The following is a 16,767-nucleotide window of genomic DNA, read 5'->3' as shown; positions in this document are numbered from 1 at the left end:
TTATTGACAGCGGGAATCAGAGCCGGACATACGCTCTATAACAGTTTTTACCCGTAACCGGAATCAACGGCAGATACCCGGAAAGAAGCCTGCCGTTCTCCACAATCAACGGATAATTCCGCATATCCTGTTCGTGCCGTGCACGCAACGCTCCGTTATCGGGAACGTATTCAACCGTGAAACGTCCCTTGCTGCCGGGAGCCGCAAACCTATCGTAAAACAAGCGGGCGACGACACCCATATTCATACGCATATTTATCTCCACGCAAGGGTGTACAAGGTATTTGTTCTCCTTGTCTTGCCGGCAAATCATCATGTCTACGCCCAAATAGCCGGTATAGGTATACCCATAGACCGAAGCCAATTCCGTACGGAGAGCTTCACGAATGCGCTCCAGCTTCTCAAGAGGCAAATAGCGTGCAATAATCTCTTCTATCTGCCCGTCCGATGCAAGCAGATTGCCGGTATATGCGCCGTGCTCGTTGGTGGAAAACATGGAACAGCCCGCAAAGCGTACCCCGCCACACCCGTCGGAATAAAATTCAAGGGCGAAATCTTCCACCTTATTACATATAGGCTCCGCCGTAAGGCAACCTTGCTCTCTCAAAATACGTTCACACCAATTGGAAACGGGCTTCGTAAATCCGTGCAGGCACCAGTTCAGACCCTTTCCGCTACCGGACCAGGGTACTTTAAGCAAACAGGCGTGCATTGTATTGACTATGCGTTCGCAATCCTCGATATTGTTCACAAGAGTATGTTCGCCACAGGTGTATCCGGGATAACGCCCCGTCATGCGCCGCGTCATCTCCACGGCCTGAATACGGGAAGAAAGCGACCGGTAGTCCGCAAGAAGCCGAGGGGAAGGCAGTTTGTCTTCATTGACGCCCCTCTTCAAGAGATATTTGCGAATGGAAGGATTCCATCCCCACGGCACAATCGAGGCTTCGGCATAGTCGGGCAATTCAGGCTCGGTGGCCAGTTGCACCCGCAACCCGAAAAGTTCCCGCATCCTCCGCAAAAAATCCGCATTGTAGGCGGAAGGCGCCAGCACCGCACTGTCCGGAGCGGCATACCATATCGGCAGCAAAGCCATGTCCTGCGCCATACGGCGGGCCGAAGCCGGGGCTATGTAGTTCGCCTCGTTATTGGCAAGCGCAAGGTCTGAATCCGGATTGAAAAGATATAGTTTCATTGATTATAGTTCATAATTATTCGGAACTGCAAACTTACAGAGAAAAAGAACAGCATACAAATATATAAAACTTAACTATGGACAAGATATTTTGCTATCTCTACTTTGCAATTCTATAAAAAAGGTGTATATTTGTCGCCCGATAAACCGAATTTAAAGCATGGAAGCATTTTACCGAACACACGCTTATCTGGTAGAGCATACGAATGCCCCCGTTCGCCGCGACCTCATGGACGAGATTGACTGGAACGACCGTCTTATCGGTATCAAAGGCACTCGTGGGGTAGGTAAAACCACATTCCTGCTGCAATACGCCAAAGAGAAATTCGGTACCGACCGTTCCTGCCTCTTCATCAACATGAATAACTTCTACTTCTCCGGTCACAGCATCGTGGACTTCGCTTACGAATTTCAACGCCGCGGCGGAAAAGTACTGTTGATAGACCAAGTATTCAAGCATCCGGACTGGAGCAAGGAACTGCGCCTGTGCTACGACCGCTTTCCCAATCTGAAGATTGTCTTTACCGGTTCATCCGTGATGCGCCTGAAAGAGGAGAACCTGGAACTGCGGGACATCGTAAAAAGTTATAACCTGCGCGGCTTCTCTTTCCGCGAGTACCTGAACCTGCAAACAGGCATGAAGTTCCGCTGCTACTCGCTGGAAGAAATACTGAGCAACCACGAGCAGATAGCCAAAGGCATTCTTTCCAAAGTGCGCCCGCTGGACTATTTCCAAGATTATATGCACCACGGCTTCTATCCTTTCTTCCTCGAAAAGCGTAATTTCTCGGAGAATCTGTTGAAGACGATGAACATGATGGTGGAAGTAGATATTCTTCTTATTAAACAAATAGAGCTGAAATATCTCTCCAAGATAAAAAAATTACTATATTTGTTGGCCGTGGACGGACCGAAAGCGCCCAACGTAAGCCAACTGGCCAACGACATACAGACATCCAGAGCCACGGTGATGAATTACATCAAGTATCTGGCAGATGCACGACTTATCAACATGGTGTACCCGAAAGGAGAGGAATTCCCCAAAAAGCCGTCGAAGATAATGATGCACAACTCCAATCTGATGTACTCCATCTACCCCGTAAAGGTGGAAGAGCAGGATGTGCTGGAAACGTTCTTTGTAAACACAATGTGGAAAGACCACAAAGTGAACAAAGGAGACAAGAACATTTCGTTCATGGTGGACGAAGTGATGCCTTTCAAGATTTGTCAGGAAGGCGTGAGGATTAAAAACAATCCGGGAGTGACGTACGCATTGCACAAGGCGGAGATAGGCCGAGGCAATCAAATACCGCTCTGGTTGTTCGGTTTCCTGTATTAGGATTTACAGACAAAGAGATTTTTTTACTTAATAAATTCAATTTAGTTATGACTAAACAGAAGAAATTCATTACTTGTGATGGTAATCAGGCTGCAGCGCATATCTCGTATATGTTCTCAGAAGTAGCCGCCATCTATCCTATCACTCCCTCTTCTACGATGGCTGAATACGTAGACGAATGGGCTGCCGCAGGTCGCAAAAACATCTTCGGCGAAACAGTATTGGTACAGGAAATGCAATCCGAAGGTGGTGCTGCCGGTGCCGTTCACGGTTCTTTGCAGGCAGGTGCGCTGACTACCACGTACACCGCTTCACAAGGTTTGTTGCTGATGATACCGAATATGTACAAGATTGCCGGTGAATTCCTGCCTTGCGTATTCCACGTATCCGCACGTACTTTGGCAAGCCATGCACTGTGTATCTTCGGTGACCACCAGGACGTAATGTCTGCACGTCAGACAGGTTTCGCCATGTTGGCCGAAGGTTCTGTACAGGAAGTTATGGACTTGGCAGGTGTTGCCCACCTGGCTACCATCAAGTCTCGCGTTCCGTTCATGAACTTCTTCGACGGTTTCCGTACTTCTCACGAAATCCAGAAGATCGAAATGTTGGAAAACGACGATCTCGCTCCGCTTATCGATCAGGAAGCCTTGGCTGAATTCCGTGCACGCGCACTGAACCCGATGAACCCGGTTGCCCGCGGTATGGCCGAAAACCCCGACCACTTCTTCCAACACCGTGAATCCTGCAACAACTACTACGAGGCTGTTCCCGCTATCGTTGAGGAATACATGAACGAGATTTCCAAAATCACAGGCCGCAAGTACGGTTTGTTCGATTACTACGGCGCAGAAGATGCCGAACGCGTAATCATCGCTATGGGTTCTGTAACGGAAGCTGCCCGCGAAGCTATCGACTACCTCGTTGCCAATGGCGAAAAGGTTGGTTTGGTTGCCGTTCACTTGTATCGTCCGTTCTCTGCCAAGCACTTCCTTGCCGCCGTTCCCAAAACTGCCAAGAAGATTGCCGTACTCGACCGTACGAAAGAACCGGGCGCTAACGGCGAACCGTTGTATCTCGATGTAAAAGACTGCTTCTACGGTGCGGAAAACGCTCCGGTTATCGTAGGCGGCCGTTACGGTTTGGGTTCTAAGGACACTACTCCTGCACAAATCATCGCGGTTTACAAGAACCTGGCCATGCCGATGCCGAAGAACCACTTCACTATCGGTATTGTGGACGACGTTACTTTCACTTCTCTTCCTCAGGAAGAAGAAATCGCATTGGGCGGCGAAGGTATGTTCGAAGCTAAGTTCTACGGTTTGGGTGCTGACGGTACAGTAGGCGCCAACAAGAACTCCGTAAAGATTATCGGTGACAACACCGACAAGCACTGCCAGGCTTACTTCTCTTACGACTCCAAGAAATCAGGCGGTTTCACTTGTTCTCACCTGCGTTTCGGCGATACTCCGATCCGCTCCACATATTTGGTAAATACTCCGAACTTTGTGGCTTGCCACGTTCAGGCTTACCTGCACATGTACGATGTAACCCGTGGTCTGCGCAAGAACGGCTCATTCTTGCTGAATACCATCTGGGAAGGTGAAGAGTTGGCTAAGAACCTGCCCAACAAGGTGAAGAAATACTTCGCGCAGAACAATATTTCTGTTTACTATATCAACGCAACTCAGATTGCACAGGAAATCGGTTTGGGCAACCGTACCAATACCATTCTCCAGTCCGCATTCTTCCGTATCACAGGTGTAATTCCCGTAGAACAGGCTGTTGAACAGATGAAGAAATTCATCGTTAAGTCTTACGGCAAGAAGGGTGAAGACGTAGTGAACAAGAACTACGCTGCCGTTGACCGTGGTGGCGAATACAAGCAGCTCGCCGTTGACCCGGCTTGGGCTAACCTCGCTGACGACGCCAAAGCAGAAAACAACGACCCTGCATTCATCAACGAAGTGGTTCGTCCTATCAACGCACAGGACGGCGACTTGCTGAAAGTATCTGCGTTCAAGGGTATCGAAGACGGTACTTGGGAACAAGGTACGGCTAAATACGAAAAACGCGGTGTGGCAGCTTTCGTTCCTGAATGGAATCCTGAAAACTGTATCCAGTGTAACAAGTGTGCTTACGTTTGTCCTCACGCTTCTATCCGTCCGTTCGTTCTCGACGCTGAAGAGCAGAAGGGCGCTGAATTCGCCCAGCTGAAAGCTGTCGGCAAGGTATTCGACGGTATGACATTCCGTATCCAGGTTGACGTTCTCGACTGTCTGGGCTGCGGTAACTGTGCCGATGTTTGTCCGGGCAACCCGAAGAAGGGTGGCAAGGCTCTTACCATGAAGCATCTTGAAAGCCAACTGGCAGAAGCTGCCAACTGGACTTACTGTGCAGAAAACGTGAAGAGCAAACAACACCTGGTTGACATCAAGGCTAACGTTAAGAACTCTCAGTTCGCAACTCCGTTGTTCGAGTTCTCCGGCGCTTGCTCAGGTTGTGGTGAAACTCCGTATGTGAAACTGATTTCTCAGTTGTTCGGTGACCGTGAAATGGTTGCTAACGCTACCGGATGTTCTTCTATCTACTCAGGTTCTGTTCCTTCCACTCCTTATACCAAGAACGAAAAGGGTCATGGTCCCGCTTGGGCTAACTCACTGTTCGAAGACTTCTGCGAATTCGGTCTGGGTATGGAGCTCGCTAACGAAAAGATGCGTGCACGTATCGTGAAGGCTATGGAAGAAGCTATCGCGGCAGAAGGTACTCCGGCTGAATACAAAGAAGTATTCCAGGCTTGGATTGAGAACATGTACGATGCGGACAAGACTAAGGAATTGGCTGAAAAGATCATTCCTATGGTAGAAGCTGCCAAAGACAAATGCGACAACTGCAAGACTATCGCAGGTCTGTCTCAATATCTGGTTAAACGCAGCCAGTGGATCATCGGTGGTGACGGTGCTTCTTACGATATCGGTTACGGCGGTCTCGACCATGTAATCGCAAGCGGTAAGGACGTTAACATCCTCGTTCTGGATACTGAGGTTTACTCCAATACCGGCGGTCAGTCTTCTAAAGCTACTCCGGTAGGCGCTATCGCTAAGTTTGCCGCTGCAGGTAAGCGCGTACGCAAGAAAGACCTCGGTCTGATGGCTACCACTTACGGTTATGTATATGTTGCTCAAATCGCTATGGGCGCCGATCAGGCTCAGACTTTGAAGGCTATCCGCGAAGCAGAAGCATATCCCGGTCCGTCACTCATCATCGCTTACGCTCCGTGTATCAACCACGGTTTGAAGGCAGGTATGGGTAAGAGCCAGGCTGAAGAAGAAAAAGCCGTTAAGTGCGGTTACTGGCACTTGTGGCGTTATAACCCGGCTCTGGAAGCTGAAGGTAAGAATCCGTTCACGCTGGATAGCAAAGAACCGGATTGGACAGGCTTCCAAGACTTCTTGAAGGGTGAAGTTCGTTACGCATCCGTAATGAAACAATATCCGCAGGAAGCCGACGAGCTGTTCAAGGCTGCTGAAGAAAACGCTAAATGGCGTTACAACAGCTACAAGCGTCTGTCTAAAGAAAACTGGGGCGCTGAAGTTGCCGAATAATTTCAGATACTGAAATAATACACTAAAATAGAGACTGCTCCGTGAACCGGACGCAGTCTCTATTTGTTTACAAAAGAAAGAAAATAGTATGATCGGATTTATTATTTGGATAATCGGCGTCATCCTGACAATCAGGGCGGCAATGGAAATATGGCGATGGAGAGGCATCGCTACCGAAAAGAGGTTGGTAGCAATCATCCTCGTGATACTGACCAGCTGGATCGGCTTGGCCGTATATTACTTCTGGGGTAGGGATAATTTGCCGCAAATGCTGAAATGAAAGACAATACGATAACTGAAATTCGTTTTGCCGGCGGGCTATGTCATCCTTTGCGTTTCAGGAAATCGGTAGGACTTTCACCGAACTGTTCCTTATAGCATTTCGTAAAATAAGACGGCGATGAGAAGCCTACTTCATAAGCAACCTCGGCGATAGTCATATCGGAAGCGGCAAGCAAAGAAGCGGCTTTCTTCAAGCGCATCTGGCGCAACAGTTCATTGGGAGAATAGTTGGTAAGCGACTTTAGTTTGCGGTAAAGCTGTACGCGGCTCATTCCCATATCACGTCCCAAATCTTCAACATTCAGTTCCGGGTCTTTCATCTTCTCGCCCACCAAAGCCTTGAAACGGGTAACAAAATCTTTATCAAGCTCGCTGATAGATTCTTTCTCTATCGACTGGCTGTCACCGAAGAATTGTTTCAACTGTCTGTGGTTCGTAATAAGATTCCTGATGCGCGAGAGCAGCAGTTGCGAGTTGAAAGGCTTGGATATATAAGAATCCGCACCGCCTTCATAACCCTGTATACGCTGTTCGTCGAGCGAGCAGGCAGTCAGCAGGATAACCGGGATATGACAAGTCTGCAATTCCCCTTTCAGACGACGGCAACATTCCAGACCGTCCATACCGGGCATCATGACATCGGATATAATCACATCGGGCACATATTTCATGGCAAGACGGATGCCTGCCGCGCCGTCCGCCGCATCCAGTACGCGATATTCCTTGGAAAGCAAAGCCTTGACATAATGGCGTATATCGGCATTATCATCAATGACAAGCACCGTCGGACAATCATCCTCCGTCATCCCCTCTCCTGTCGGAATATCCGCATCTACCAATGTGGACGCAATATCTTTCTCATCGGCAGGCAGAGTCGGTACGGCGGGATGATACTGCGACACATCCCGTTTCGGGAGAGTGACGGTGAAAGTAGTTCCTTTCTCATTGCTGTGCGCCATGATATTACCGCCATGCATTTCCACAAAAGCACGCACCAAGGCGAGACCGATACCCGTACCGGCCTGATGGCCGCCTACCTGATAGAAACGTTCAAAAATAGCCTCGACATCAGTGGTGGAAATATAACTGCCCGAATTGAATACCGACAACCGGAAGTGACGGTCTTCCGCTTCGAGGCGTACCACAATCTTTCCATTCTCCTGTGTGTACTTCACCGCATTGGAAAGAAGATTGAAATAAATGCGTTCCATTTTCTCGGCATCCGCCAGCATCCGATAGTCTACACCGGGAGCAGGTTCAAAGCTGAAAGCGATATGCTTTTTAAGCAGAGCCACACGGAACGAATCATTCCACCCCTCAAAGCTGTTCAGTAAATCAAAGGGTTCAAGGTGCAGTTCCATACGCCCGTTCTCGACTTTGCGGAAATCAAGAATCTGATTGACAAGGCGCAAAAGAATATGTACATTCTTCTTCATCAGCTCCAACAGTTGGTGCGATTGTTCACTAATAGAGCGGTCGGCAAGAAGTTGGTCTACGGGGTCTGCAATCAAGGTCAACGGCGTACGAAAATCGTGGGAAACGTTGGTGAAGAATACCAGTTTGGCATGCGTGGCGGCCTCCAGTTCACGAGAGAGCCGTTCCAACTGGTCTTTCTGCTGTTCCAGCTGGTCTCTTTGTTGTTCCAGTTGTTCCTTCCGAAGGGAAAGCTCACGGTTCAGCCTATTCTTCGTACGCAAGGAAAGATAAACGGCAACCAGCAATCCCACGGCCAACAGAAGCACCAGCAGGCTGCCATACAAAACTACTTGCTGCGTGGCATAGCGTGCCAGATATTGATTGATTTTTCCGTTCAAGGTTTCAATCTTCTCATCGAGTGAACTGATATGGGCAGTCTGCATCTTCATGATAAGCGCATTATCACGGTCTACCACCGAAGTATTCAGAATCGTTTCGCGGGGGAAGTCCCGTTTATTCAGAATATCCATCGCGATCTGCATGACACGGTCACCGCCTGTGGGATAGATAAATGTGGCATCCAATTCGCCCGAAAGTACCTGTTCCACCCCGTAGCCCTCACCGGGAATGGCATCCGTACCGACAAAACGCATCTCCTTTTCCCTTTTCCGGCGCATGGCGGCCGCATATGCTCCGGCAGCCATACGGTCGTTTTGGGCATAAACGACATCTATTTCCGGAAAACGGTCGAGCAAAATATCCATTCTCTCTTCTGCCCGCGAGCGCAACCAAGCACCGTCTTCTTTTGCCAGCAGCCGAATGTCCGGACAAGCGGATATGACACTCATAAATCCTTCATGGCGGTCTATGGCAGGAGTAGAACCCGCCAACCCCGCAATCTCTACTACCGTACCTTTTCCATGAAGCATATTGGACACATATTTACCTATCGCCTTGCCTATTTCGTAATTGTCGGCTCCGACATAAGCGGTATACTTTTCGGAAAGGATTCTGCGGTCTACCACAATAACAGGGATACCCCGGTCGTAGGCTTCTTCTACAACCGGGGTTATGGGTTCGGCTTCATTGGGAGCGACTATCAATAAGTCCACTCCCGCCTCTATAAAGTGTCTGATATCCTCTGCCTGCCTGGCATTATCATCTTTCACTGTACGTATCTCCACTTCTACGCCATCGTAGAAAAGAGCTTCACGCAACATTTCATTATTCATCTGGTGGCGCCACTCGTCATCGCTGCATTGCGATACTCCGATATGGAAACGTACTTCATGCCGGGAACAGGAAGTCACTATGCCGCCACATACCAACAGAACAAACAGTAACAGGTAAATATATCGTCTCATCTTCTTTCGCTGAGTTTAAGTGATTGCAGATGAGCAAAGATAACAAAAAAATCAGATTCTGTCTTTCAATACCTGCGGCAATTCCGGCATCGCCCCACTCTGCGTACATACATAAGCTGAAACTTCCACTGCCAGTTTATGAGCTTCCTGCACCGGTTTACCGCTAAGAACAGCCGATGTAAAAGCAGCGGTAAATGAGTCGCCTGCGCCTACCGTATCGGCAACGGGCACTCTCGGGGTCTCCTGGAACGATACAACTCCCGGAGTAAATACATAGCTGCCGTTTGTACCGCAAGTGAGAATAAGCATTTTCAGATTGTATTTAGCAAGAAGAATCCAGCACTTGTCCTGCAAGTCGATACCCGGATAACCGAATATACGGCTGATTGTCACCAACTCCTCATCATTGATTTTTAAGACATTGCAACGACGCATAGAGTCACATAGTATCTCTTTGGTATAAAAGCCCTGACGCAGGTTGATGTCGAATATCTTCAATTGTTCCTCACAGTCCGGCATGGTATCGAGAAAACGGTTTATCGTAATGCGGCTGACCTCATTGCGCTGCGCCAAAGAACCGAAGCATACGGCGCGCGTGTTCAGAGCCAGACGTTTCAGCTCATCCGTAAAAGGTATATTGTCCCAAGCCACACCCTCTTTTATTTCATAACAGGGCACGCCCATCGCATCGAGCGTCACTTGCACCGTGCCCGTAGGATAAGGCACACGTTCAATCTGCGTACGCAGACCTTTCTGCGCAAACACTTCCAGTATTTCATCACCGTCGGCATCAGCGCCTACCGCACTGACTACGCGGCTGTCAAAGCCGAATTGCGATACATGATAGGCAAAGTTTGCCGGAGCACCGCCGATTTTCTTTCCTTCGGGCAGGCAATCCCAAAGCGCCTCACCCATTCCTACTACAATCTGATTCATGATATTATTATTTTACAGTTTTACATATTGTCATCGTTATTGCAAAAGGTAAAGAAACAGGGTCGCATATCGAGCCCTATTCAGTCGTATACACAGATAGGCTCAGTCGTATACTCAGGGTATCTCTGTATACGACTGAGATACCCCCCTCTCACAATACCTTGCAGAGTCGCTCGCAAAAGTGTCAGCGTTTCATTCTCATCATATAGAAAAACAAGTACAGTACTCCCACCGTCATCACGGCCACCGCTCCGCTTTGACCGATAGCGTCACTTGCCACACCCATGGCAAGCGGGAATATCGTACCGCCAAACAACCCCATAATCATCAACCCGCTGACTTCGTTCTTCTTCTGCGGCATCGCCAGCAACGCTTGCGAGAAAATAACAGGGAAAATATTCGAGTTGCCGAAACCAATCAGAGCGATACACACATATATCATCGTCATCTCCTGGAAAACGAACAGCCCTATCATCGCCACCAGCATACACAACACACTGATTCCGAAGAAAGTTCGCGCAGATAACTTCTGCAAAATAAAGGCTCCGAGGAAACAACCTGCCGTACGGAAAATGAAATAAAGACTTGTTGCAAACCCCGCATCGGCAAGCGACATACCCAGACGTTCCATCAATATCTTGGGTGCAGTGGTATTCGTACCTACATCGATACCCACATGGCACATAATACCCAGAAAACAAAGCAATATAAACGGTTTCCCCAGCAAAGCAAGACATTCGCCGAAAGTAGAGGGACGTCCTTCTTCCTTTTCTTCACGAATAGACGTAGTGCCCAGCCATAGGATAGCGACAACCGCTATCACCATATAAACGGGAAACAGTACTCTCCAGCCCATACCCAACGAAGGTATAGCCTGCGTAGCCCCCCACATGGCGATATAAGGAGCAAGGAAAGAAGCGATCGCCTTTACAAACTGTCCGAAAGTCAGCGAACTGGCCAACCGCTCGCCGCTGACAACATTAGAAAGCAGCGGATTGAGCGATGTCTGCATCAACGCATTACCGATACCCAGTAACGAGAACGAAATCAGCATCAGCGCATACCCGTCTCCGAAAACCGGCAACAACAGGGATGCAAAAGTCACGACCAAACTGAGAAGTACCGTTTTCTTGCGTCCGATGCGGTTCATCAACATACCCGTAGGTACGGAGAAGATAAGGAACCAGAAGAACACAAGAGAAGGGAATATATTTGCCTGGGAATCAGTTAGGTTTAAATCTGCTTTTACATAGTTGGAAGCGATGCCTACAAGGTCTACAAACCCCATGGCGAAGAAGCAAAGCATCATAGGAAGCAGCTTTGCAAGCGAATTATTATTGTTATTCATAAGATATCGGAATTTAGTTGTTAACTTTTAAAGAATTTACAGTCAAGTCGTTGACTTTGCAACGCCCTTTATCTACGGCAACGGAAACGGTAGTGTAAGGATGCTGCGGGAATACAAGGTTTGTCATGGCAAAACGTCCGTCACCCTCGAAAGCTTCGACGCTGCAACGGTCTACAAACAGACGCAGACGCAGCTTGGCTTCTGCCGGACAGGGAGCTACGGTTATGGCAGGGAAATCCTTATTGAAATCCGTAAGTCCGCTTGCAGTACGGTCCATGCTGAATGTGGAGTTCTCCAAGTCGTAAGTCATCACAGTCCGTTCATCCTTATCATTGGACAGTGTAATGTATACTTTACCTGCCGAACGGGGAACCAGCTCGAGGTTAATCTCACAGATACCGCTGTTCTCGGCCGGAAGTTTTCGGGAAACCTTCTTTGTTCCGGCAGAAAAAGAGCCGTATTTCAACGCCTTGCCTGCACGCAATGCATTTACTTCCGGTGCAGGGGTTACGGCCAGGTAGAGCTCACCGTCACCGCCTTCGTACAATTCGATGTCGCGCGGCAATGTGTTGGCGCTGCGGAACTGTTTGGTAGGTACATTGTTGGCATATTGCCAGTTGCTCATCCAGGCAATCACGGTATGTCGCTTTTCGGGCGCATTGCTCCAGGATACGGCGGCATAATGGTCTTTACCGTAATCCATCCATTTGGTTATTTCGGGCTTGGTATCGCAAGTAAAGGTCTTCCCGTCAAAGTCACCGACAAAATACTGTGCCGCGCTTCCGCCGAAAGGTCCACCGGGATTGATATTGCAAATCAGTACCCATTTTGTACGGTCTGTTCCGCGAACGGGCAATTCCATGAGGTCCGGACACTCCCATACGCCATCCTGCGCGCCATATCCATGGCCGAAGCTGCTCTCCTTCGTCCAGTTCTTCAAATCGGGAGAGGAATATATCCACATTTCCTTTTCCAGAGCGGCCGCCAAAATAAGAATCCATTTACCGCTCTTCTCGTGCCAGAACATATTCGGGTCGCGGCATTCCTTGTCGGCGGCAATGATAGGATTGTTTTCATAGACATGGAAAGTCATTCCGTTATCCAGACTATACGCAAGGCTTTGCATCTGGCTGGCTCCCGCCGAAGTATAAATGGCAATCACAGCTTCCTTTCCGAAACCTGCCGTATTATCCTTATCCACCACACTGCTACCGCTGAACACAGTGCCCAAGCCGTTGGGCTGTATGGCTACCGGATGATGCTGCCAGCTTATCAAGTCCTTGCTGGATGAATGTCCCCAGTTCATGTTGCCCCACATGGAACCGTATGGATTCCACTGGTAGTAGAGGTGGTATTCTCCGTCCTTGTAGAACATCCCGTTAGGATCGTTCATCCAGCCATAAAGGGGAGAATGGTGGTAAAGAGGACGAAATTCCTCACGGTTGGCATCATCAAACGTATCGGAAAGCCTCAATTCTTTCCAACAGGCATCCGCCATGGCATCACGTACATTGGCACGGCTGTTGCCGGTATGAATATCTAAAGTTACCGTCTTGCCTTTATACTGCTCCAAATCAAACGGAACGAGATAGTCGATACGGTTGACAGCCAGGCGAACCTGAAAACTCCGGTCTGTCTTATTGTTCACCAATACATTGACGGTAGCTTCGGGAGCAGCCTCTTCCACCGGCAGCAAAAGATACTTCTGCGGTTCCCGCACCTGCACCAAACTGTGGTTTGCACCCAGATAATGGATTTTCAGTCCGGCAGACTGCGCCGCACAAATGCCGATATTCATTATTATAATAAGAGAAGTTACAATAACCTTTCCCAAAAAAGGAAGAAGTGTTCTATGGGAGTAATGCTTCATTTTCAAAATCAGGTATTAAATTTAATGTTTACTTTATGAACTCGCTCAATGCTCGGGAAAGCACATTGCAAAGAAAAGGAATAAAAGCGAAAAGGGCTAACACAAATGTTACAAATGCTGCTAAAAATGATACCAGGCTATCTCCAGAGCGCGGTCAGCCCCATACCATGAAACAAATTTCGCAGCATCCGTATCATTTTTTATAGCCTGTTTCAATACAAACCATTTACTTTGCAACATCAAAACATGATCGGGAAAGCTGTTTTGAGAATTCACAAGATAACTGTTAACAATAAATTTATAATGTATGAGAAAACTTAGCATTATGATGTTCCTTTTAGGATTATGCGGTTTTGTCTATGCGCAAAACATCCAAATAAAGGGAACGGTAACTTCTGCTACCGACAGCTACCCCATCATCGGGGCATCCGTTGTGGATAAGGCAGATAAAACCAACGGAACGATTACGGATATAGACGGCAACTTCACCCTCACCGTAAAGCCGGGCTCCGAAATCACTTTCTCTTATATAGGCTACCAAACACTGACCCTGAAAGCGGAAACATCCATGACCGTCATCATGCACGAGGATTCGGAAATGTTGCAGGAAGTAGTAGTAACCGGCTACACCACCCAGCGCAAGGCCGACCTTACCGGTTCCATCTCCGTAGTGAGCATGGACGAGATAGCCAAGCAGAACGAAAACAATCCGATGAAAGCCATGCAGGGGCGTGTACCGGGCATGAACATTACGGCCGACGGTAATCCGAGCGGCAGTACCACCATCCGTATTCGCGGCGTAGGTACGCTGAACAACAACGACCCGCTCTACATCATCGACGGCGTACCCACCAAAGGCGGTATGCACGAACTGAACGGCAGTGACATCGAATCCATACAGGTACTGAAGGATGCCGCTTCCGCCTCTATCTACGGTAGCCGCGCCGCCAACGGCGTCATCATCATTACCACAAAGAAAGGTAAAGAAGGGCAACTCAAGATTAACTTCGACGCTTCCGTTTCCGCTTCCATGTACACCAACAAGCTGGAAGTGCTGAACACCGAAGAATACGGCCGCGCCATGTGGCAAGCCTACGTGAACGAAGGACAAGACCCGAACACCAACAACTTGGGCTACCTCTATGACTGGAACTACGGCGCAAACGGTTACCCGCAACTCAACGGCATCAGCATGCGCAAGTATCTGGATGCCGCCGGCACAGTACCCGCCGCAGACACCGACTGGTTCGACCGTACCACACGCACAGGTATTATCCAACAATACAATGTATCCGTGAGCAACGGCTCGGAGAAAGGTTCTTCTTTCTTCTCCTTAGGATATTACAAGAATCTGGGTATCATCAAAGATACCGATTTCGACCGTATATCCGCCCGTATGAATGCCGACTACAAGCTGATAGACAATCTGCTGACCGTAGGCGAGCACTTCACCGTAAACCGTACCAGCGAAGTGCAAGCTCCCGGCGGATTCCTGCAAAACGTGCTGCAAGCCAATCCTTCACTACCGGTATATACTACCGAAGGTGAATTTGCCGGCCCCGTCAGCGGCTATCCCGACCGCGAAAATCCGGTAGCGCGCCTGCAACGCAACGCCGACAACCGCTACACATACTGGCGCATGTTCGGCGATGCATACGTCAACCTGAACCCGTTCAAGAACTTCAATCTCCGCTCTACGTTCGGCATAGACTACTCACAGAAGCAACAACGCATCTTTACCTATCCCATCACGGAAGGTAACGTAGCCAACGACAAGAATGCCATAGAGGCAAAGCAAGAGCATTGGACCAAATGGATGTGGAATGCCATCGCCACCTATAACATGGAAGTCGGCAAACACCGTGGAGACGTAATGTTGGGTGTGGAGCTGAACCGTGAGGACGATATACATTTCTCAGGTTACAAAGAAAACTTTTCCATCCTTACGCCCGACTATATGTGGCCGGATGCCGGTGTAGGCACGGCGCAGTCCTACGGTGCAGGCGAAGGTTACTCGCTGGTTTCTTTCTTCGGAAAGCTGAACTATACATACAACGACAAATATCTGCTGTCGCTTACCGTACGTCGTGACGGTTCTTCACGCTTCGGCAAGGACAACCGCTATGCCACCTTCCCGTCGGTTTCCGCCGGCTGGCGTCTCAGTCAGGAAGAATTCATGAAAAACATCCAATGGCTGGACGATTTGAAAATACGCGCGTCCTGGGGACAGACCGGTAATCAGGAAATCAGCAACAACGCCCGTTATACGATTTATGTGCCCAACTACGCCGGAACGGAAAACGGCGGCGGAAGCTACGGAACTTCCTACGACATCACGGGAAGCAATGGCGGAAGCATTCTTCAATCCGGTTTCAAACGCGACCAACTCGGCAACAACGGTATCAAATGGGAAACCACCACACAAACCGACCTCGGTTTCGACTTTTCCCTTTTCGACCAGACATTGTACGGTTCGTTCGACTGGTACTATAAAAAGACGACCGACATTCTGGTAGAAATGGCAGGCATCGCCACCATGGGTGAAGGAAGCAAGCAGTGGATTAATGCCGGTGAAATGGAAAACAAGGGTTTTGAACTGAACTTAGGCTACCGCAACAGTACAAAATTCGGACTGAAGTACGACATCAATGCAAACCTCTCCTCTTACCGCAACAAAATCACCGCCTTGCCCGCTACGGTAGCGGCCAACGGAACTTTCGGCGGAAACGGCGTGGAAAGTGTGATAGGACACCCCAACGGGGCGCAGGTAGGCTACGTAGCCGACGGCCTTTTCAAGTCACAGGAAGAAATCGACAACCACGCCACTCAGGAAGGTGCAGGCTTGGGACGCATCCGCTGGCGCGACCTGGACGGCAACGGTATCATCAACGAGAAAGACCAGCAATGGATATTCGACCCTACGCCTGCTTTCAGCTACGGTATCAATATCTATTTGGAATATAAGAACTTCGACCTTACTATGTTCTGGCAAGGCGTGCAAGGAGTAGACATCATCAGTGATTTAAAGAAAGAGACCGACCTGTGGAGCGGCCTCAACATCGGCTTCCTGAACAAAGGTAAACGCGTACTCGATGCCTGGTCGCCCGCCAATCCCGGTTCCGACATTCCGGCGCTTGCCCGTAACGACAGTAACAACGAGAAACGCGTATCCACCTATTATGTGGAGAACGGTTCATTCCTGAAACTGCGTAATCTGCAGGTAGGCTACAACGTACCGAAAGCATGGGCGGAGAAAATCCGCATGGAGCGCCTGCGCTTCTACCTCAGCGCACAGAACCTGCTCACCATCAAGAGCAAAGATTTCACCGGAGTAGACCCGGAAAACGTGAACTACGGCTACCCCATTCCTTTGAATATCACTTTTGGCGTGAACGTCAGCTTTTAATACAAT

General features: G+C 49.0%; 9 protein-coding genes. 4 read left to right on the top strand and 5 right to left on the bottom strand.

Going from position 1 to position 16,767, the window contains the following annotated elements; all coding sequences use genetic code 11:
• Nucleotides 1-16: 16 nt before the first annotated feature.
• Nucleotides 17-1,195 (bottom strand): hypothetical protein, encoded by a 1,179-nt coding sequence (locus BHV73_RS02780; protein ID WP_087412782.1) that lies wholly within the window; start codon nt 1,193-1,195, stop codon nt 17-19.
• Between the two features lie 160 nt (nt 1,196-1,355).
• Here BHV73_RS02780 and BHV73_RS02775 point away from each other — a divergent pair, with 160 nt between their 5' ends.
• From BHV73_RS02775 to BHV73_RS02765, 3 genes are all read left to right on the top strand, one after another.
• Nucleotides 1,356-2,534 (top strand): ATP-binding protein, encoded by a 1,179-nt coding sequence (locus tag BHV73_RS02775; RefSeq protein WP_039950924.1) that lies wholly within the window; start codon nt 1,356-1,358, stop codon nt 2,532-2,534.
• Between the two features lie 47 nt (nt 2,535-2,581).
• Nucleotides 2,582-6,139 carry a pyruvate:ferredoxin (flavodoxin) oxidoreductase gene (gene nifJ, locus BHV73_RS02770; protein WP_009122454.1) on the top strand — a complete coding sequence of 1,186 codons (3,558 nt, stop codon included), beginning with the start codon at nt 2,582-2,584 and terminating at the stop codon, nt 6,137-6,139.
• An 88-nt stretch (nt 6,140-6,227) separates the two neighbouring features.
• Complete coding sequence (locus tag BHV73_RS02765) at nt 6,228-6,419, top strand: hypothetical protein (RefSeq protein ID WP_009122455.1); 192 nt, start codon at nt 6,228-6,230, stop codon at nt 6,417-6,419.
• 43 nt (nt 6,420-6,462) lie between these two features.
• Here the strand turns inward: BHV73_RS02765 and BHV73_RS02760 are convergent, their stop codons facing one another.
• From BHV73_RS02760 to BHV73_RS02745, 4 genes are all read right to left on the bottom strand, one after another.
• On the bottom strand, nt 6,463-9,201 hold the full coding sequence (locus BHV73_RS02760) for a substrate-binding domain-containing protein (protein ID WP_087412783.1): 2,739 nt from the start codon (nt 9,199-9,201) through the stop codon (nt 6,463-6,465).
• Between the two features lie 51 nt (nt 9,202-9,252).
• Complete coding sequence (locus tag BHV73_RS02755) at nt 9,253-10,137, bottom strand: carbohydrate kinase family protein (protein ID WP_009122457.1); 885 nt, start codon at nt 10,135-10,137, stop codon at nt 9,253-9,255.
• Nucleotides 10,138-10,321: 184 nt separating this feature from the next.
• On the bottom strand, nt 10,322-11,485 hold the full coding sequence (locus BHV73_RS02750; RefSeq protein ID WP_009122458.1) for an MFS transporter: 1,164 nt from the start codon (nt 11,483-11,485) through the stop codon (nt 10,322-10,324).
• A 13-nt stretch (nt 11,486-11,498) separates the two neighbouring features.
• On the bottom strand, nt 11,499-13,355 hold the full coding sequence (locus tag BHV73_RS02745) for a glycoside hydrolase family 32 protein (RefSeq protein WP_286736293.1): 1,857 nt from the start codon (nt 13,353-13,355) through the stop codon (nt 11,499-11,501).
• 325 nt (nt 13,356-13,680) lie between these two features.
• Here BHV73_RS02745 and BHV73_RS02740 point away from each other — a divergent pair, with 325 nt between their 5' ends.
• Nucleotides 13,681-16,761: a SusC/RagA family TonB-linked outer membrane protein gene (locus tag BHV73_RS02740; protein ID WP_286736389.1), complete on the top strand. Its 3,081-nt coding sequence runs from the start codon at nt 13,681-13,683 to the stop codon at nt 16,759-16,761.
• Nucleotides 16,762-16,767: the final 6 nt, after the last annotated feature.

The sequence above is a fragment of the Bacteroides sp. 44_46 genome (genome assembly GCF_001915465.1).
GTDB classification, from domain to species: domain Bacteria; phylum Bacteroidota; class Bacteroidia; order Bacteroidales; family Bacteroidaceae; genus Bacteroides; species Bacteroides clarus.
This window is presented reverse-complemented; position numbering and strand designations above follow the sequence as displayed.

Excerpts from the sequence above, each read along its gene's own strand:
- nifJ (WP_009122454.1), top strand. The coding sequence starts at position 2,582 with ATGACTAAACAGAAGAAATTCATTACTTGTGATGGTAATCAGGCTGCA.
- BHV73_RS02740 (WP_286736389.1), top strand. The coding sequence starts at position 13,681 with ATGATGTTCCTTTTAGGATTATGCGGTTTTGTCTATGCGCAAAACATC.
- BHV73_RS02780 (WP_087412782.1), bottom strand. The coding sequence starts at position 1,195 with ATGAAACTATATCTTTTCAATCCGGATTCAGACCTTGCGCTTGCCAAT.
- BHV73_RS02755 (WP_009122457.1), bottom strand. The coding sequence starts at position 10,137 with ATGAATCAGATTGTAGTAGGAATGGGTGAGGCGCTTTGGGATTGCCTG.
- BHV73_RS02775 (WP_039950924.1), top strand. The coding sequence starts at position 1,356 with ATGGAAGCATTTTACCGAACACACGCTTATCTGGTAGAGCATACGAAT.
- BHV73_RS02745 (WP_286736293.1), bottom strand. The coding sequence starts at position 13,355 with ATGAAGCATTACTCCCATAGAACACTTCTTCCTTTTTTGGGAAAGGTT.
- BHV73_RS02750 (WP_009122458.1), bottom strand. The coding sequence starts at position 11,485 with ATGAATAACAATAATAATTCGCTTGCAAAGCTGCTTCCTATGATGCTT.
- BHV73_RS02760 (WP_087412783.1), bottom strand. The coding sequence starts at position 9,201 with ATGAGACGATATATTTACCTGTTACTGTTTGTTCTGTTGGTATGTGGC.
- BHV73_RS02765 (WP_009122455.1), top strand. The coding sequence starts at position 6,228 with ATGATCGGATTTATTATTTGGATAATCGGCGTCATCCTGACAATCAGG.